The following is a 20,257-nucleotide window of genomic DNA, read 5'->3' as shown; positions in this document are numbered from 1 at the left end:
CTATCTCCTTAAATATCATTATAGTGGACAAAAATCTCGCCCACTATAATGTAACTCTTATTCATATCTAAGTGCATCTATTGGATCTAAGTTAGCTGCCTTTTTAGCTGGATATATTCCAAAAAACATTCCTATAGAGGATGAGAATATTATTACTCCTAATACCATTCCAATAGATATTGATGGAGTTATTTTAGCCGCTAGACCTATAAGCTCTGCTCCTACATAGCCTAGTGTCATACCTATTAACCCTCCAATTAATGAAACTATAGAAGATTCAGTTAAGAATTGAATAAGTATGGTTTTTGTTGTAGCTCCTATTGCTTTTCTTATACCTATTTCTCTAGTTCTTTCAGTTACTGATACCAGCATTATATTCATAACTCCTATACCTCCTACTAAAAGAGATATTCCAGCAACCGCTGCAACAAAAGTTGTAAATATGCCTAACACATTATCAACTTGAGATAGTATGTCTAGCATACTTTGTGCCTTATATACTTCCTTACCAGAATTATTGTGTCTACTTTCAAGTATACTGATTGCACTGTTTGCCGCATCATTTACATCATCTTTTGAGGTTGATGTTACAGTTATTGAATATATCTTACTTGTTGTCGGATAAAGATTTTGTACAAAAGTAATCGGTGTTACTATAGTAGCTCTATCTGAACCCTGTGGTCCCATGTTTTGTGATTCTGTAACTCCTATTATGGTTACACTTTTACTGGTTCCTTCCGCTCCTATTTTAACTGATTCTCCAACTACATCTGAAAATCCAAAAAGCTCTTTAGCAGAATTTTCATCAATTAAAGCAACTGCTTTACTATTCAATACATCATTTTCGCTAAAAAATCTTCCATACAATATATTTGTATTATTTATAAGCGCATAATCTTCGTTAGCTCCATTAATAGTCGCATCTCTTTTTTTATCATTTGAGCTTACCTTTCCTCTTTGAGAAACTGTAGGGGTTACATATTTTACTGTATCAACCTTTGTTCTTACAGCTTCTATATCTTTTAAGGTTATGTTATCTCCGTCTACAGATTTATTAGTATCTACACTAACAGTTACATTGTTAGTTCCAATTTTCTCAAACTCTCCTACAATACTATTTTTACCACCAGCCCCTAAGGATAAAATAATTATAACTGAACTTATTCCTATAATTATTCCAAGCATAGTAAGGAAGGATCTCATTTTATTAGATTTTATGCTATCTATTGCCATTTTAAAGTTTTCTATAAAATTCATGCTTAGCCCTCCTATAATCTAGTTCTGTCTTCTACAGGCTTATCTTCTACTATTACTCCATCTTTAAACCTTACGATTCTTTTAGTATACTTAGCTACATCTGGCTCGTGAGTAACCATTATTACAGTTGCTCCCTCATCATTTATATCTTGAAATATCTTCATGATATCAAATGTAGATTTTGTGTCTAAATTTCCTGTAGGTTCATCTGCCATTATTATAGTAGGTTCATTAACTATAGCTCTAGCTATTGCAACTCTTTGCTTTTGTCCACCTGATATTTCTGTAGACTTATTATGAAGTTTATCTCCTAACCCTACTTTTTCTAAAGCTTTTATAGCTCTTTCTCTTCTGACTTTAGGTGAAACTCCTGCATAAATCATAGGAAGCTCAACATTTTCTAATACAGTCATTCTAGGAAGTAAATTAAATGCTTGAAATACAAATCCAATTTCTTTATTTCTTATAAATGCTAACTCATCATCTTTAAGCATAGAAATATTTTTACCATTTAAGTAATACTCACCTTCACTCATTTTATCAAGGCATCCTAATATATTCATAAGGGTTGATTTACCTGAACCAGAGGCTCCCATTATAGATGTAAATTCTCCCTTTGTAATTTTTAAGTCTACTCCTTTTAGTGCTTTAAAGGTTACTGACCCAGTCTCATATATCTTTATTATATTTTTAATTTCAACAACATTTACATCACTCAATTTAATATCCTCCTACTTTACTACAGTTCCGTCTTTAATTGTATCTGTAGGATTAAGGATTACTTTAGCACCAGTTGTTACTCCCTCTACTTGAACTTCAGTATCAGACTGAATTCCCTTAGTAACTTCCTTCTCTACCGCCTTATTATCTTCAACTATATAAATAACGCTCTTTCCTGTTTTATCTGTTTTAAGGCTCTCTGTTGGTACCTTAATTACATCTTTTGCTTCATTTAGTAATATATCAACATCTGCTTCAAATCCTATTTTAAGTTCTGGATTTACATCCGTTATATTAATATCAACACTAAGATTAGCCTCTCCGCTTGTAGAAGTTTTTGCAACTTCAGCTGTAGGAGATATATAAGAAACCTTACCTTTATACTCTTTTCCATTATTTTTAATTACTGCATCTTGACCAATAGTAACTTTAGCTGCATCATATCTACTTAGAGATAAAGTAACTTTTAAGTTTGCTACATTCTGAACTGTTACAGCAGCTTGTTGTATATTTCCTATAGCTCCTTCTGCCACACTTACTACTGTAACTACTCCATCTATATCTGCTACTATACTACCTACTCCTTTAGATAAATTGCTGTTTGCGTTATCTAAAGTTAGTTTAGCAGAATTTATGCTATTGTCCGCTTGTTGAAGCTTTGTATCTGATATTGGTGCTAATGCTGCCTTTTTCTGTTCTTGATTAGCTTTATCTTGATTTAAAACCTGTAATGAATCTATTTCAAATGGATCATCCTTAATTTTTTCTATTTTTGCATTTATCTCTTTAATATTTTTATCATATTCAGCTATCTTATTTTTAATATCATTATTTTGATTTACTAAATCCTGCTTTTGAAGTAAAGCATTATTGTATTGTATTTCTGCTTGCTTTACTTGAGTATTTAAATCTTGTTGATCATAAGTTACTAATACATCACCTTTTTTAACTGTATCTCCAACTTTAACATTTACTTTTGTTACTTTTGCTTGAGCACCATAATAATCTTTAACCTCTTGCGATTTAACTAAAGCTGTACTAGATAAATATACCTGCAAGTCTCCTTGAGTAACTTCTGATGTTTTTACTGTACTTCCTTGATTTCTAGCTCTATTTATTCTATTTAAACCAAATACTCCTCCAACGACTACTACAGCTATGATTATTGCTATTACTTTCTTTTTCATTTATGTAACCCCCATAGTTTTTATTTTATGTTATTATCTTATATAGTAAGTATAAACTAATATTAAATAAGTTATTATCTATGTATAAAATAAGTATTAAATTTTTCTAAAGTTAAATTTTTACATAAAAAAAGATGTATAAATTATAATAACTCATACATCTTATTTACTACAAAATTAAATTTTCTACAACAATATTTTTTTCTTTTTTTACGTCTATAAACTTGTCTTCGCATAATAAAAGTGGTTCAGAGATATTATTTATATCAAGTTGAATTATTTTGCCAACATTTCCATCACTCAATAAAACACTTTCTCCCATATAATAATTAATTATATGTTTTAAAAAAATATCACAATACTCATAGTTTAACTTTCTTAAGCCCTCTTCCTTTATTATTTCTAAAGCTTCTAATGCACCCTTTTTCTTCTTGTAACCTCTATTAGAATTAACAACATCAAATACATCAGCTATAGCTATTATTTTTGAAAAAATATGTATTTTATCGCCTTTTATTCCTAATGGATATCCTGAGCCATCTTCTCTTTCATGATGCATCAATACCCCATAACTTACAGAACTATCAAGAAAAGAAATTTCCTTTATATGATTATATGTTATGGTAGGATGTTTTTCTATTTCTTTAATCTCATCTTTTCTTAGATTTCCTTTTTTATTTAATATTTGGGGATTTATTTGAGTTTTTCCAAAGTCATGTAATATAGCTGAATAGGTTAATAGATTTATTTTTACTTCATCTAAACCAATCCATTTCCCTAAAATAGCGCTTAATGCTGCTACATTTACACTATGTCTATATATTGCATCATCTCCGCTTCCCTTTATTACAATATTTTTAATTACTGAACTTGTTGATTTTAATTCTTCTTGAATCTTTTTAGCAAACTTTCTGACTTCTTCAATTCCATTACTTTGTATGCTATATATACCTTCAAATATGTCTTTCATATTATCAGTTAACTTTTGAAAACTCTCTTCAATTTCTTCTATAGATTTTTCTTTTTCAGAAAACATATTTTCAAATAGCTGTGATTTATCATCGTAAATCTCTATTTTATCTAAAATATATTGATTTTTTAATTTATATATAATATTTTCTGTAAGATATGTATCTTGAACTAATAACACTCTTCCATTAATCTCTAAGTCTTTTGATAATACCATTCCATCCTTCAAGTCTTCTATGTATATGAGTTTCACTCTTCTTTCCAAAACCTCTCCCCCTTATGGTTCCAATATAAATCCCTATATCTTCTATATCGTTCCAAATCTAAATATCTAAATGATTATGTGAATAAATAAAAAACATCTAATACTTTCCCATTAGATGTTTTTTTATTATTATTTAATTATTCTCTCATAAACTTTATCTTTTTTCCTATAGCTATGCTTTTACTATTTTGCCCATGACCAAGCTCATTTGTTTTTATTATTGGTAGATCTAAATCCCCTAAAATATCTAACAAAATCTCTTCAGTTTTTGGTGTATAATTTTTCTCCTCCATCTCGCTAAAGCTACCTAATATTATTCCCTTTACATTTTTAAAAACATCTAGCTGTTCATATTGAGTTAAGCAGGTTGTTATTTTAGAGACATCCCCACCTAGGCTCTCTAAAAATAAAATCTTATCTTTAAAGTCTCCCATATAGTTTGTTCCTGCTAGCTTCAAAAAACATCGGATATTCCCCCCAACTATTTCTCCACTCATCTTTTTCCCTCTAATCCATTTATAATTAAAGTTCAATAAATCAGTACTTCCTTCAAAAAAGAAACTTTTAAATAGCTTTAATTGTTCTTCTTTGTACTCTCCAACAAGGTTTCTAAGTTGATAATAATACGTATCTATTCCACTTAAATCATGGAGTGGATTTAATAAAACTGATAAATCGCTATACCCAAAGAATGGTTTCTTATTACTCCCTATCTCATTAAAATCTAAGTATTTTAAAACCCCATTGGCTAAATCTCCTCCAGATATATCAAATATGGCTTTAACTGACTTATCTTTAAAAAGCTTCTTAAGTCCTTCAGCCTTCTCTTTTGGAGTTCCATTATAAACATCTTTACTTCTGTAAATTTCATTTCCATAAACAAACTTAAGCCCTAAACTTACTAAAATTTCTTCTAGTTGCTTTATTTTCGTATTACTTTCAATAGGCAGCCCATTTGAGCAGGCTATTAACCCAATAGTATCTCCAACTTCAATCATATTTCTCATATAAATCAACGCCTCCCTTTTTTACTTTTTATAATTGTATCAATTAACATAAAAAGCATTCAACCCTTAATTGAATGCTTTTATTCATATGTTAGTATTTATCTTTTTAAGTACACTTTCTAAGTCCCTAACATGCCCTTCTTCTTGGCTTATTATTACCGTCAACAGTTTATAATTATTAGTTTCCATATCATTAGGTTCACTAACAAATAATCCTCTTATCCTTTTAACTAAAGCCAAATAATCTTTTTCAAAACCTATAGCCAAATCCAATAAATCTTTAACTTCATGTATTTCTTTACTCATACTCAAATGCATAAATTCATATACTAATTTACTTGCTTTATCGTATATATCAAATTCAACATCTATATCCTCACAGTTCAGTATATTATCTCTAAAGTCTTCATAAATCTTTACATGTTTTCTTTCTTGGTTAGCTAGCGCTTTAGCTAACACCTTTATATTCTCTTGACCTTCAAGTCCTTCTGATTTTTTTATATAAAGCTTTGCACCAAGCTCCTCTATCTTAATTATTTTATCTATCAAGTCTGTCAGCTTATACATTAATCTTCATCTCCCTAATAAATTTACCCTGTATAATCTTACACCTCAATTTAGTATATTACAATATATTAAATTCTATCTGATTAAACATAAAAAAGCCTATGTGTATTAATAAACGCATAAACTTTTTTATCTACCTCTTCTATTATTTAACTAATAATAAATAATCCTGAAAAGCCAGCTATTAGATTAAATTCCTTTCCAAACTTTTATTTGTTTAATATACATGGTTTTGGCAAATTTATAATATGCTAGTTGAATAAGGGCGAAAATTAATGTTGTACCTACAAAATATGCTGATAGGTTATCATTTAATAAATTGCTTAATGCTTTTATAGCAAAAAATGTATGAGAAATAGAAACTATAAAAGGAATAAAAAATATTATAAAAATCTGGCCCTCTACTGTCTTCTCTATTTCTTCATTTGTTATTCCTATTTTCTTTAATGCTATAAATTCATATCTATCCTTTTGAACTTCATTGAATATTTTAAAATATAATATACTATTAGTTGAGATAAAAAATATTATAGAGATAAAGCTTCCTATGAAGAGAAGCAAGGACATAGTTTTAATAAGGGGCGAATATCTTTGTATCCTCTCAATAAAAGACTTTCCTATATTATTATTAAATAAATTTCCAATCTCACTCATCGAGTTCAAATCATTATTAAAGTTTTTGAAATTGTATCCATAATATATAATCTTATTATTTTCATTAGTGTAACTTAGTATTTTGTTATACAATCCATCTTCTAAAACAGCTGTATTAGCATTGGTATTTTCATAGTCATCATTTATTATTCCACCACTAATCTCATTTTTTATATTCAATTCCACAATTGATTTATCTACACCTAAATTTATCCTATCTTTCTCATCTATAAAATACTGACTTCCAATCCCCCCCATAACATTATAAGTACGTATTATAACCTCATCATCCTTTAAGTTTACTGCTTCTCTTCCCTGCTTTAAAGCCAACTTATTGTAATCATAATTAGACATTAAGTAAAAGTCCTTTTTGTTATTAATCGTATTAAGATTACCCTTTTTAGGCTCTACTGCATCTAAATTCTCAGCTTTTATTAATGTTATACTTATTTTATCCTCTATATCATATCCATTTGAAACTAATATATCAGACACTAATTTCTCATTATTTTCTCCAGTTCTCTCAATAAAGTCAAAATCCTGTGGAAAATTAAGCCTTATACTGTTTAATACATTCTTTTGTACCGAATAGACACTTATTATAGCTGTTAAACTAATAGCACTAAATATTGAAACAATAAATAGAATTATAATATTATCTTTTATTTTATAAATTAGCTGAGATATACTTATTAAGTTTATACCTTTGTAATACTTCTTTTTATTTTTCTTTAGTCTATCTGTTAAAAATATACTTAACTGAGCGTACAATAGATAAGTTCCTAGTATAGTTATAACTAAGATAGGTAGCATTGTAACTTCTATTTCTCTTCCCGAAAATAAAGCTAATCCATAACCTAAGCCTAAAAGGACTAAACATAATATAGCTTTTCCTGTAGAAAATTCTGTTTCATATCTAGACTCTTGTTCTTCTTTCAAAAGTTTAATAACACTACTCTTCTTTATTCTGTAACTACATATATAATTTATTACCTGAGATAAAATCACAAATCCTACCAAAGTTAATAAGGTTACTCTTTTAGATATATGAAATTTTATTACCTCATCTAAATCTAAAATTACAGTTATAATTAAGAAAAATAATCTTGAAAATAGCATCCCCACTATAATTCCAGTAATTATAGAAATAAGTGAAAACAACAAATTTTCTATAGATGTATATAAAGTTATATTAGAATTAGTAAATCCAAGAGTTTTTAAAAGCGCAAATTCTCTCTTACGTATCTTCAAGAAATTAGAAATAGAATAACTAGAAAAAATCAAGGTAAACACTACTATAGTAATTTCACAAAAATATATTATAATTTTTATAACCCTATCCATATTGTTTAGTTCTTGAATATTACCTACCTCTAAATTATAGAGAAAGTTTCCAAACATAAAAAATATCATTATTATAATTACATTACTTAAATAGTACATAATATATTTGTTTAAGTTTTCTCTCATATTCTTATATACAACATCACTTAAGGTCATTATAACTCCTCCTTATATCTCCCAAAAGTGAAAGTGAGTCTATAATTTCCTTAAAAAAAGTTTCCCTACTATTCCGCTTCACTATATCAAGAAAAAATCTTCCATCTTTTATCATGATAACTTTATTACAAAAACTTGCTACAAAAGGATCATGAGTAACCATTAAGATAGTAGATTTTTTCTCTTTATTCAATTTACTTAACCCATCCATTATATCGTAAGCTGATTTAGAATCTAAACTTCCTGTAGGTTCGTCTGCAAAAATAATAGAAGGATTATTGATTAAAGCTCTAGCACAAGCTACCTTCTGCCTCTGACCACCAGAAATTTCATAAACTCTTTTACCTAATATACTTCTTATGTTCAAAAATTCAGTTATACTTCTAAGTCTTTGTTCTATTTCTAAAACTTCAACCTTCTCCAAAGCTAATGGTAAAAGTATATTCTCTTCGATAGATAGCGACTCTAATAGATTAAAATCTTGAAATATAAATCCTATTTCTCTACGTCTAAATAAAGATATCTCCTTGTCATTTAAGGTGGAAGGGGTAATATTACTAATAAGTATTTCTCCTGAGGATGGATAATCTAATGTGGCTAGGATATTAAGAAGTGTTGTTTTTCCACTTCCTGAAGGTCCCATAACACCTATAAACTCCCCCTCTTCTACAGTAACACTAAAATTATTTAGAGCTTTAACTTTCATGCTACCTCTCTTAGAGGTGTACACTTTGGTTATATTTTTTGCTTCTAGTATACTCATTACCCTTCCTCCAAATTAAGTATCTCTACTCATATATTTAATAACTGCAAATCCAACAATAAATGTGATTATACAGTATATTATATCAAATCCTTCAGGTATTCCTGGAAATACTTCTAATAAAGACCCTATTACAAAACCCAATATAAGTAAATAAGTTTTACTTGGATACTTTTCAAGTAAATTTTCTATAGCCTTTGTAGTAGATAAAGTTCCTATTATAGCCCCTATTCCTATTGGAACTAAATACGCAAGGTTAAAAGTATTTATAGCTTCTAAAGTAATACTATATAATCCTAAAGTTAAAAGCATAAATGAAGTGCTTATCCCTGGAAGAATAAGAGCTACAGCTATTATAAAACCAGCTATTACAAGAAATATTGTACTCTTAACACCAGTATCTGTAGCTAAAGTAAGCACTGCACTTGGCTGTAAAGTCATTATAAATACAATTATAAAACCTATAACTAAAAACATTAAGTCTGCTTTTTTTCTTTCAGAACTCAATGACTTTTTATATAAAACAGGAATCCCCCCACATATTATACCTAAAAACAGATAAATCATTGGATTCTCATACTTAACTAGTGCCTGTTCTATAATTTTACTAAACGCACCCATACCTACAACAGCACCTATTCCAATTTGAACTAAAAATAAACTATTCTTTTTCCAATCTTTAAAAAAAGAACTAATAGAATGAATTAAATCATCATACACACCTAATATTATTGCCATAGTTCCCCCACTAACTCCTGGAACTAAAGTTGCCAAACCTATAACTACACCTTTTATAACAGTAACTATATTTCCCATTCTATCCTCCTAAATTAAAAAGTATATTTATATTGTAAAAAAAATAGAGAAACCTACCTATCGATTTCTCTTTCAACTTAACTTACATTTCTTTCAATTTTGTAAGACTACATATTGAATATACTCTTTTCTTTATTAAATGCTACATAAAACTTGCTTCCTACTCCCTCTTCAGACTCAACCCAAATTCTATGTCCAAGCTCATCACACACTTTTTTAGATAGATATAATCCCATTCCTGTTGATTCGTTTATTTTCCTTCCATTTTTGCCTGTAAAAAAAGCTCTAAAAACCCTTCCTACATCCTCTTTAGCTATACCTATTCCATTATCTTCAATAACCAATATATTTTCTTTCTTTTCCTCTTTTATAATAAAATCTATGCTTCTTTTCTCACCATCTTTTGAATATTTTACACCGTTGATAAGCAATTGATTTATTACAAAATATAAAGATTTTCTATCACTTCTTACTATTATATTTTCTTTTCCTTTAATCTTTGGATAAACTCTATTTTTTATAATAAGCTTCTTATTATCATTTATAACTTCTCTAAGTAACTCATTAAGGTGTATATTTTCTACTACAAAATCTAAATTAAACTTATTCAATCTAGCATTATAAAGAACCATCTCTAATCCATGGTATAACTTATCATTTTCTTCCCCTATACTTTCAAAGGCTTCATTCCCCTCATTATTAACAGCTTCTTGCACAAGAAGATTAATAACAGATACCGGCGTTTTCATCTGATGTACCCATTGATTTATAAATTCCAAATACTCGTTATGTATATCTTCATATCTAGTTATTTCCTGTTTGTAATTTCTATATAGCTTTGTTAGAATAACTTGAAAAATTTCCTGTTCTCTTGTTACTCCTTGTACATCGTAGAGTAAATCATCTAAATCTATATCAGAATTTACTAAGGTACTTAATTTTTTATAGAAATCTCTATTTTTTCTATAATCATAAACTAAAAAAACACTAAGCAAAATAACTGATATCAATAAAGAATATACTATATTCTCAAAAAATACTTCTTTTAAAGATATTAATAAAGTGAGATGCATGGTCAATATAACCAATAAAATAGCTACAAAATAAATAACTATGTATCCTATCCTATCTTTAAGGTATTGAAAAAAATTTATTTCCTTATTCATAGATTAATTATCTCCAATTATTTATAAGTTTATATCCTTGTCCTCGTTTGGTTTCAATAGAATCTTTAATACCTATATCTTCAAGTTTTTTTCTTAACCTAGTTATATTAACTGAAAGAGTATTATCATCTACAAAATCGATATCACTCCATAAAGCTTCAAGCAGCATATCTCTATTTACAATCTTATTTATGTTCTTTACAAGAGTAAATAAGAGCACAAACTCATTTTTACTTAAGTCAATCTTTTTATCTCTAAATTCTATAATATTTTTATCAGTATAAATAAATAATCCTTCTACCTCAAAGACCTCTTGGGATACTCCCTCTGAATAACTCCCATAAACTCTTCTTATTACCCCTTTTATCTTTGCAAGCAATACCTCATATGAGAAAGGTTTAGTTATATAATCATCTCCACCATTTTCTATAGCTCTAACTTGATCTATATCTGAATCTCTTGCAGATATAAATACAATAGGAACATTTGACACAGTTCTTATATCCATACACCAATAAAACCCGTCATAAAAAGGAAGATTAATATCCATAAGTACTAAACTTGGATTATTTTTTATAAACTCACTTTTTATATTAGAAAAATTCTCAACCTCTTGAATGTTATATCCGTACTTTTCAAGATGATTTTTAATAAGTTCCCGTAACTTTTTATCATCTTCTATAAGCATAATACTGTACATAAAATCTCACCTAACCTATAAATTATTCCTCAAATAGTATCCTATAAGGTTTTGCATGCTCATTATCTAAATCTTCAACAAGTTCATTGAAGTGTTTATTGTTTATATCTATTTTAACATTATTGTCTTTAACTATCTCAGTTATATCCAACAAATCATATATTGACCCAAATGTAGCTAAATTTATTTTGTATCCATCCTTAAAATAAACTTTGTAATATAAACTTCCACCAGATTTATGTTCTTTAACATAGATAGAAACCTCTTCAATATCTTTATAGCTATAGGTTTTATCCTTAAACCCTAATAAATTATGCTTCTCTATCTTGTTCTCAAATACTGCGTAATAATTATTTATTCCATATAAATATGTTACTAATAAGACTATAAACAAACCAGCAAAAACTAAATTATACCGTAATTTGTTACTTTTGTTCTTTTTATATACGCCGCTATAAACAGGAGTATACTCTAAAGGCTCATATGCATCTTTTTTAAATTTAAAATATATATACAATAATATAACTAAAAGTATTGGTATAACCATAAGCATAATATAATTTAATACTGAAGTATCAAGCAACATATATCCCTTAGAATTTCTGCTAATTACCTTAAAGGTTAAAGTCCCCATTCCTCCAATATAACCGAAAAAAATGATAATTGTTATAATTATTATTCCTATCCTTTTAAAGAATCCTCCTATAGAATCTACCCCTCTAAATAAATCATTATACAAAATAAAAATCCCCCAACATACTATTAAAGCCCTCTATTTAAGAGGGCTTATGATGATTATATTATAATTTGCTATTTTTTTCAAATAAATAGTCATGTTACATATTGCTATTAGCTCTTAAATCAGAAACTATCTTCAATATAGATTCTACTGCATTTTCCATTGGTACATTTATAGAAAAGCTCTTATCTCTGGCAACAACTTCTATGATATTTTGTTTTAAATTTCTTGGACTAACAACTACTCTTACTGGAACTCCTAATAGGTCAGCATCAGAAAACATAACTCCTGCACTTACAGAACGATCATCATAAATAACTTCTACACCTTGTTGCTGTAATTTTTTATATAAATTATCTGCACATTCCTTTATTTCAGTATTATCAGATCGTACCGCACATAAATGAACATGCCATGGAGCAATTGATATTGGCCATATTGGACCAAATTCGTCATGATGAGCCTCACAAACTGCAGCTGCAAGTCTACCTACTCCAATACCATAACAACCCATTATAGGATTTTGTGAATTACCATCTTGATCAAGGTAAGTCATGTTCATAGATTTAGTATATTTGTCGCCAAGTTGAAAAATATTGCCTACTTCTACCCCACGTGAAATTGTAATAGCTGGCTTTCCGCAATTAGGACATATACCACCTTCAATAACTTTCCCAAAGTCATAATACTCAACAGCTCCAATATCACGACTAATGTCTAATCCAGTATAGTGATACTCCTTCTTGTTAGCACCACAAGAAAGATTGTTAGTGTTTTTAAGTGAAGAGTCAAAAAGCAGGATAAAATCACCTTCTAAATTATATGGGCCTATATAGCCTGGAGTAAGTCCGCTATCTTCAGTAATTATTGCTGGATGAATTTCTTCCCCTAAATAATTCGATAATTTAGTTTCATTTACCTCTATATCTCCACGTATAAATAACACAACATACTTATCATCCGAATTTCTTTGATATACAACAGCTTTACAAGAAAGGCTTTCTTTACTATTTAAAAACTTACAAACCTCTTCAATGGTATGAATATTTGGTGTATGAACAAGTGTCAGGTTTTCTGAAATTTCATCTTTATTATTATGAATTATACTCTCAGCAGCTTCTATATTTGCACGATAATCACATTCTTTACATATAGCTATTGAATCCTCCCCAATAGGAGTTAAAAGCATAAATTCATGAGATATACTTCCCCCCATCATACCAGAATCAGAGGCTACGGATATTACTTCTGGTATCCCTGCTCTTTTATAAATTCTTTCATAAGCTTCATAACAACTAGTATAGTATTCTTCTAAATCCTCTTTACTTGTATGGAAAGAATATGCATCCTTCATAGTGAATTCACGAACACGAATTAATCCTGCTCTTGGACGAGCTTCATCTCTAAATTTAGTTTGTATTTGATAAATCATAAATGGGTATTTTAAATAACTCTTCCCATATTCACGTACAAGTTGAACAGCCGCCTCCTCATGTGTCATACCAAGAACCAGAGGGCTTTTATTTCTATCACTAAATCTAACAAGTTCGTTACCTATACTTTCATATCTCCCAGATTCTTGCCATAAGCTTGCAGGCATAACTACTGGAAACTGTACCTCCTGCCCTTCAATCCCATCCATTTCTTCACGCATAATCTGCTCTATCTTTTTTGTGATTCTTTTCAGTGGAGTATATGAAGAATAGATTCCATTGGAAACACTTTTTATATATCCTCCTCTAACCATTAATGCATGACTATCAACTACGCAATCAGATGGTCTTTCTTTAAAACGATCACCAATTAATTTTTCAAGTTTCATATTTATACCTCCATTTTTGTTTTTAAATACAAAAAAATCGCCCTAGATTGAAAAATCAATCTAGGGCGAACTATAACCAAGTCCACGGTACCACCTAAATACGGAATAAATCCGTTCTCATTAAGTACAAGATAATTATCTGATACTTTATCTCTGTTACGGGAGAACCCGGTGGAACTTACTGAAAAAAGATATCTTTTTCCGTTCAGCACACAGCTCAAAGATTGGTTGGGTATCTGTTCATTAAAGGCTCGCACCAATGCCTTCTCTCTGATAAATCCAAGATACTTACTATTTCTCATCATAGCCTTTTGTATTCACTTTTAATCTTACTATAGATTCAAAGTATAGTCAATTAACCTATTTAGATAGGTATTATTATTTTATCCTACAAGAACAGCAACTCTTCTAAATAAAGACTTTTCCAAATATCTCTCCCATTAATAATTACTTAATTAAATAAGTATCTAATTAAGTAATTAGGTACTTAGATACTTAGATATGGGTATACGGTGATACTTAAATGCATAGATAATTAAGTAATTATCTATGCATTTAAAGTAGTTAAAATAAATCTAATAAAGCCCCCTTAAGAGGCTTTATTAGATTTATTTATCAATGCTAAAAGTTATTTTAATGGCTTTTTTAGGGCAAGAGTCTACACATTCCCCACATAACATACACTCTAGGTTGTGCATTTTTTCTTTCTTAACCATTGAGTTTACATCTAAACTCATAGGGCATTTTTTGTTGCAAATACTACAGCTTATGCATTTATCCTTTTCTCCTTCTAAATGAAGTGATGGATATTTAAAAATATTCTTTATCTTAGTTCCTATGATCATAAATGGAGCCATCCAACAAACATAATGACAAAAACTGCGTCTACCTAAAGTTAAAGCTAATATCGTAACTAATGCTATTACACCATAATATACTACATAGGCTTGTATACTTATTGTTGATATCCCATACTGAGTTTGATAAAAAAAGTCAGTTCTTTTTATTCCCCCAGCTAATAAAAACATGGTAATTATCGAAGCTATCCAAGGAACCCAGATAAAGAACTTTATCCAATTCAATATACCCCCCTTTGCTTTTTTATCTACTACCATTGAACAACATTCTTGAAGACCGCCAGCTGGACAAAGCCATCCGCAGAAACCCCTTCCAAATAATAATGAGAATATAAACATTAGTATAAACACTACAGCACTACCTGTAATTATTCCTTCTGAAGCTCCCATAACTATTAGGTACGGTGAAAAATAATATAGAGTTATAGGGAATAATAAAAAGGACATTAATATCATTGTTTTTCTTATTTTTTGCCTTTTCACCATCACTTCCTCCTACTATCTAACTTTAAGTTAATATTTTTAATATATATCTTCATTTGAATATAACAAAAAATCCATATTATAAAATACATTCCTATGAAAATTATAGAAGTAGATATAATACTATTAATATCATCAACAAACCATCTAGCTCTAATTGCACAAGGAAAATAAACAATAGCAACTCCGATACAGTGAATTATAGTTGCAGTTAACATACTTAATCTATTTGATTGAAATAACATGTTAAGAGCGCCAAAAGCAAATCCAACTACGGCTGAGGAAATATACTGTGTGATTAAAAAATCACTAGTAAAAGTGGCTGTTTCTCCATTTAACAACATCATAATAACTCCGATGGTATGAATAATAAAAATTCCTATAACACTTCCCTGAATTCCTCTTGCTAACATCTCTTTTAGATTTTTTAAACTCATATAAATCGCTCCTCCCTATAGTCCTAAATATTCTTTGATTTTTTTTACATATCTTCGAGATGAATACTCCACATCACCGTTCATAAATCTTATACATAAGGTTCCATTAAAAGACATCTCTAAATTTTTTATCTTATCTATATTTGCTATTACTGAATTAGATATTCTTATAAAGTTTGTTCCCTCTAATTGTTCTTCAAGTTCATATAACTTGGATTTTATCTGTAGTGAATGTTTCTCAATCTTTGCTAATACTTTTTGGTTCTCAGCGTAAAAATAATAAATTTCATTAGGATTAACTAAATATATTTTTTCATCTTTAACGCCTTTAAAAACTTTTCCTTGGGTTTTATTTATCTTATTAATAATTTCTTTTATCTCTTCAGTAACTTCACTTGTAAAAATCACTATTTTACTTTCTTTAAGATCTGGCTCTATTTTAATTTCTAACTTTAAACTCATAATTTACGCCCCTTTCTCTCCTTCTATGGTAAGTATAAAATATATTTTTTACTTTAACCACAATTAATATATAGATGGTAGAAAATCATATATATATGGCATCAATTAAGTACAAACATCAGATAAAATTAAAAGAAGTCACTACAAAACCAAATTAACTTTAGCTTTGTGGTAACTTCTTTTATATTAATCAAAATATACATTTGAAAATTCTACATTAACAGTCCTAACTAAACCATCATCCATTAAATTACCTTTAAGAAGATCTTCTTCCTCTACTATTTCTATAGGTAGTATAACTTTAAAAGCACTTCCTTGACCAAGTTTACTTTCTAAATTTATCTCTCCTCTTAGTGCATTCACTAGAAGTTTAACTATATATAGACCTATTCCTGTACCTTCCGATTCTCTTGTAAGACTATTATTAACTTGTCCAAATCTTTCAAAAATCACTTTTTGTTTATCTTCTGGTATCCCTGGACCCTCATCCTTCACCGTAATAGATACTAGTCCATCATTTTCTTCTATATTAACATATATATTACCTTCAATAGGTGAAAATTTTATAGCATTAGATAATAAATTCAGTAATATTCTTTCATATTTTTCATCATCTATTCCTAGATATATTTCTTTTGAAGAAGGGTTACACTCTATGTTCACATTCTTCTCATTTGCATATACTAAAATAGATTTTATAATTAACTTAGTCATCCTTACAATGTCCATATTTTTTTTATTTACTTTTAGATATCCAGCATCGGCTCTTGTTATATCAAGTAAGTTATTAACCAATCTCACTTGTTGTAGTGAGCTTTGATATATCTTTTTGATATACTTCTTTGCAATATCACTTAACTCATTTTTACAGATTAATTCTATAGCTTGTACAGCTGACATTGTAACTGTAAGAGGAGTTTTAAACTCATGTGATATAAAGGAAAAGAATTTTTCTTGATTACTTAAAGTCCTCTCTAATTCATCATTTTCCTCTAATACTATATGGGATTGTTCCTCTATCAACATCTCAGTTAAGTATCTTTCAGTTATTTCTTCTGTCATCTCTGCTACATATTTCATTTTTCCATCTTCATGTATAGGTATAAGCGTTCCCTTCCAAAAAGTTCTTCCTCTTTTGAAATTGTCATATGCATATTCATCTACATGGACTATTTTCTTTTGGGATAATACTTCTCTCCATAGTTGTTCTGATGGGCTTCCTTTCCATCCAGTTACAAACTCATGTATTTTCCTTCCATATGTATTTTCTCTTATATCAAAAGGGGTATCAAAAAAATCTAGATAAGTTTGATTAGCCTTAAGTAATCTAATATCTGGAACTGAAAAAATAGCCATACCTAATCTATTTTCATTATATAATTCCTCAAAAAATAAAAACTTATCTTTTAACTTAGTTCCCCTATTTACTTTAAACATAATCAAGTTATCTTCTAATTCTATATTAACTTCTATTGCTTCATAATCTTTTGTAAATATAAAGTAATTTTTTTCTTTTTCTACTTCTTTCATATCAAAAGTAGCTTTTAAAAGGCTCAAAACTTCTGATATATGTTTATTAACTATATCTTCTCTTAAGTATTGAATTAATTCTAAAAACTCATTAGTTACCTTAATTACTATGTAATCTCTTAAGTGCAACATATAATAAATTTCCTCTCTCATGTCTTCCCCTTTATATCTATCTACTCTTACTAATTAATACTACCACAATATTCATTTATTATCTATATATGGTACTACCTAAATAAAATAAAAGACTTACCTTTTACTTAGATAAGTCTTAATAAATTCTATTGATTAGATTTTCTTTTATTAAACATTAGAAGAGCTTGAAAAATCATCATCCATGTAATAGTATTACTCACTACTTCTAATCTATAAAATATAAGTCCTATTATTATAAATACTGAACTTAATATAATTCCAATGTTCCTATTTTTAATTAATAAATCTTCTCTAGTTATTGGCATAGCTGAATTCACTATTGGTGCTTGATTCCATATACAATATAAAGATACTATTCCTAATATTAGTTTGCCCAAGAAATTAATATCTACATTGTAACTTAGATAGATTACACTTCCAATTATAAATACAGTGCTAAAAAAACATTTTATCTGGCTATCTTCATGATACCCGCCTATAAAGGGTTTCGTAGTTATCATTGTCATTATAGCAACTAATGCATATATTGGTTTACCTAATATAAAAAATATGGCAAAAGTTCCAATAGTTTTTAAGGCTTCAAAAACAAAAACTTTTAAAGCATATTCCACCTGTTGCTCTTGATCTTTAGTATAATTATTTACTTTAGATATGTACTGTGCAGTAATAGATATAAGCTTCCTCATATATCATTACCTCCCAAAATATTTACTAAATCCTTATTATACTACCTTATTTGGAATCAAAAATCTAAAGGTTGTCCATTCTTTATCGCTTTCAATAGCTATTTCGCCATTGCAACTATTAATTATATCCTTAACTATACTAAGACCATATCCCCTATCACCATTTTGGTTATCTTTTGTGGTAAATCCAGAGTTAAACATTTTTTCTTTTATATCATCTGGTATTTTAGGTCCATTATTAGATATAGCTATACTAACTCCGTTATGCCCATTATAACTTTTTAGTTTTATTATAGGATTATCTATATCTTTAAGTATGTCCATAGAATTTTTAACAATATTAGATAAAAGTTTTAATAAATCATTATCTGATATTGATATATTTTCATATTCTGCGCTATCAAAAGCTATAACATTTATACCAGCAGACGAAGCTGGATGTAATACTGAAGCAACTAATGGTGTTGTTTGTTCACTTACACTTACAGCATCATTTAAATTTTGATATCTCTCTACAATGCTTTTTAATAAAAGTCCTACTCTATCGTATTTACCTAATTGATAGAGTCCATAAAGACCACTTATCTCACTACCATAATCATGTTTTATTTTTTTAAGTTCTATTATTTTTTCATTTAATGCCTTATTAAGCATCTCAACTTCTTTTGATTTATCATTTATTTTAGCAAAATATATTATTGTAAATATTAAACTTATAAATGCAAATAAGTACATAATAGCTTTTATCATTAAACCTACTGGTTCATTAGTCCAATCCATGCGAACAATATCTAGAAAAACTATAAAATAATCAATAATAAATACAAAACCAAGTAAATTCCTAGTGTTCTTTAGAGCTATAATTGCATTAAAAACATACTTTTTTGCTTTATATATAATGAAAAATATTATCCAAACAGGAATATATATGTATAAAACTAATTGGAGTTGCTCAGAAAATCCAAAATCCAAATTAATAAGTATACTCTTATAAATTGTAAATACAAAATATGACGACATTGCTATTATGGCATAAGCAACACCAAAACCTAAAAAAGTGTCTATTAGAGACTTTCTAAAAAATACTCCAATTATTATTATTGCACCTGCTACCATTAACAAATTTGAAATGGATATATTGCTCCCAGCATGAGTAAGAATAAAAATCTCTGTAAATACAAGTGCTATAGCAACATAAGACTTTTTCTTTGAAATCTTATTATAACTATAGGCTATATTATTTGTTATCCAAATAAATAATATGGCTTGAAAAACTGTGGTTATTGTATCGAATACATTAGCTAACATTTATTATCTCCTTTTATTTAGGGGAATTTTTAAATCTGGAGGTGGGACACACCTCCAATTTTGGACATGAAAGGTTATCTTTGGTTTTTCATTGACTCAGGCATTTCTTCTACTGCTGTACCACTCATAGATACCGGACCTACAATAGTAATTATTGCAGCTAAGCTTAAACAAACTGTTCCAAGGAATTGAAATAATTTTTTCAT

20 protein-coding genes and 1 other annotated feature are annotated in these 20,257 nt (G+C 28.6%); all 20 genes read right to left on the bottom strand.

The features are described 5' to 3' along the window. Positions 1-57: 57 nt before the first annotated feature. Positions 58-1,257 carry an ABC transporter permease gene (locus P8F83_RS22095; RefSeq protein WP_326512698.1) on the bottom strand — a complete coding sequence of 400 codons (1,200 nt, stop codon included), beginning with the start codon at positions 1,255-1,257 and terminating at the stop codon, positions 58-60. 11 nt (positions 1,258-1,268) lie between these two features. Then, complete coding sequence (locus tag P8F83_RS22090) at positions 1,269-1,976, bottom strand: ABC transporter ATP-binding protein (protein WP_326512697.1); 708 nt, start codon at positions 1,974-1,976, stop codon at positions 1,269-1,271. Positions 1,977-1,988: 12 nt separating this feature from the next. Continuing rightward, positions 1,989-3,164, bottom strand: coding sequence for an efflux RND transporter periplasmic adaptor subunit (locus P8F83_RS22085; RefSeq protein ID WP_326512696.1), 1,176 nt, complete (start codon positions 3,162-3,164; stop codon positions 1,989-1,991). A 169-nt stretch (positions 3,165-3,333) separates the two neighbouring features. After that, positions 3,334-4,398, bottom strand: coding sequence for an HD-GYP domain-containing protein (locus P8F83_RS22080; RefSeq protein ID WP_326512695.1), 1,065 nt, complete (start codon positions 4,396-4,398; stop codon positions 3,334-3,336). Between the two features lie 137 nt (positions 4,399-4,535). Further along, complete coding sequence (locus tag P8F83_RS22075) at positions 4,536-5,405, bottom strand: S66 family peptidase (RefSeq protein ID WP_326512694.1); 870 nt, start codon at positions 5,403-5,405, stop codon at positions 4,536-4,538. Positions 5,406-5,489: 84 nt separating this feature from the next. Further along, the gene (locus P8F83_RS22070) at positions 5,490-5,972 is read right to left on the bottom strand and encodes a ferritin family protein (protein ID WP_326512693.1); all 483 of its coding nucleotides are present in this window, start codon (positions 5,970-5,972) and stop codon (positions 5,490-5,492) included. A gap of 189 nt (positions 5,973-6,161) precedes the next feature. Beyond that, positions 6,162-8,126 carry an ABC transporter permease gene (locus P8F83_RS22065; protein ID WP_326512692.1) on the bottom strand — a complete coding sequence of 655 codons (1,965 nt, stop codon included), beginning with the start codon at positions 8,124-8,126 and terminating at the stop codon, positions 6,162-6,164. Then, positions 8,113-8,889 carry an ABC transporter ATP-binding protein gene (locus tag P8F83_RS22060; protein WP_326512691.1) on the bottom strand — a complete coding sequence of 259 codons (777 nt, stop codon included), beginning with the start codon at positions 8,887-8,889 and terminating at the stop codon, positions 8,113-8,115. The genes P8F83_RS22065 and P8F83_RS22060 overlap by 14 nt, the downstream gene beginning before the upstream one ends. Before the next feature lie 15 nt (positions 8,890-8,904). Next, a complete protein-coding gene (locus P8F83_RS22055; RefSeq protein ID WP_238902095.1) occupies positions 8,905-9,705 on the bottom strand; it encodes a DUF368 domain-containing protein in 801 nt (266 codons plus the stop codon). A gap of 107 nt (positions 9,706-9,812) precedes the next feature. Then, a complete protein-coding gene (locus P8F83_RS22050; protein ID WP_326514872.1) occupies positions 9,813-10,859 on the bottom strand; it encodes a sensor histidine kinase in 1,047 nt (348 codons plus the stop codon). A 19-nt stretch (positions 10,860-10,878) separates the two neighbouring features. Continuing rightward, positions 10,879-11,571 carry a response regulator transcription factor gene (locus P8F83_RS22045; protein ID WP_326512690.1) on the bottom strand — a complete coding sequence of 231 codons (693 nt, stop codon included), beginning with the start codon at positions 11,569-11,571 and terminating at the stop codon, positions 10,879-10,881. Positions 11,572-11,593: 22 nt separating this feature from the next. Then, positions 11,594-12,310: a hypothetical protein gene (locus P8F83_RS22040; protein WP_326512689.1), complete on the bottom strand. Its 717-nt coding sequence runs from the start codon at positions 12,308-12,310 to the stop codon at positions 11,594-11,596. A gap of 97 nt (positions 12,311-12,407) precedes the next feature. Beyond that, positions 12,408-14,132 carry a proline--tRNA ligase gene (locus tag P8F83_RS22035; RefSeq protein ID WP_326512688.1) on the bottom strand — a complete coding sequence of 575 codons (1,725 nt, stop codon included), beginning with the start codon at positions 14,130-14,132 and terminating at the stop codon, positions 12,408-12,410. 58 nt (positions 14,133-14,190) lie between these two features. Beyond that, positions 14,191-14,446: a binding site (T-box leader), on the bottom strand. A gap of 294 nt (positions 14,447-14,740) precedes the next feature. Beyond that, on the bottom strand, positions 14,741-15,475 hold the full coding sequence (locus P8F83_RS22030; protein WP_326512687.1) for a 4Fe-4S binding protein: 735 nt from the start codon (positions 15,473-15,475) through the stop codon (positions 14,741-14,743). Beyond that, on the bottom strand, positions 15,475-15,909 hold the full coding sequence (locus P8F83_RS22025; protein WP_326512686.1) for a DUF3021 domain-containing protein: 435 nt from the start codon (positions 15,907-15,909) through the stop codon (positions 15,475-15,477). The genes P8F83_RS22030 and P8F83_RS22025 overlap by 1 nt, the downstream gene beginning before the upstream one ends. Before the next feature lie 15 nt (positions 15,910-15,924). Further along, positions 15,925-16,371 carry a LytTR family DNA-binding domain-containing protein gene (locus tag P8F83_RS22020; RefSeq protein WP_326512685.1) on the bottom strand — a complete coding sequence of 149 codons (447 nt, stop codon included), beginning with the start codon at positions 16,369-16,371 and terminating at the stop codon, positions 15,925-15,927. A gap of 186 nt (positions 16,372-16,557) precedes the next feature. After that, positions 16,558-18,054 carry a sensor histidine kinase gene (locus P8F83_RS22015; protein ID WP_326512684.1) on the bottom strand — a complete coding sequence of 499 codons (1,497 nt, stop codon included), beginning with the start codon at positions 18,052-18,054 and terminating at the stop codon, positions 16,558-16,560. Positions 18,055-18,182: 128 nt separating this feature from the next. Beyond that, positions 18,183-18,743, bottom strand: coding sequence for an accessory gene regulator ArgB-like protein (locus P8F83_RS22010; protein WP_326512683.1), 561 nt, complete (start codon positions 18,741-18,743; stop codon positions 18,183-18,185). A gap of 36 nt (positions 18,744-18,779) precedes the next feature. Beyond that, on the bottom strand, positions 18,780-20,051 hold the full coding sequence (locus P8F83_RS22005; RefSeq protein ID WP_326512682.1) for a sensor histidine kinase: 1,272 nt from the start codon (positions 20,049-20,051) through the stop codon (positions 18,780-18,782). Between the two features lie 74 nt (positions 20,052-20,125). Continuing rightward, a complete protein-coding gene (locus P8F83_RS22000; protein WP_278335134.1) occupies positions 20,126-20,257 on the bottom strand; it encodes a hypothetical protein in 132 nt (43 codons plus the stop codon).

It is taken from the genome of Clostridium intestinale, from assembly GCF_035905475.1.
GTDB lineage: Bacteria > Bacillota > Clostridia > Clostridiales > Clostridiaceae > Clostridium_T > Clostridium_T intestinale.
This window is presented reverse-complemented; position numbering and strand designations above follow the sequence as displayed.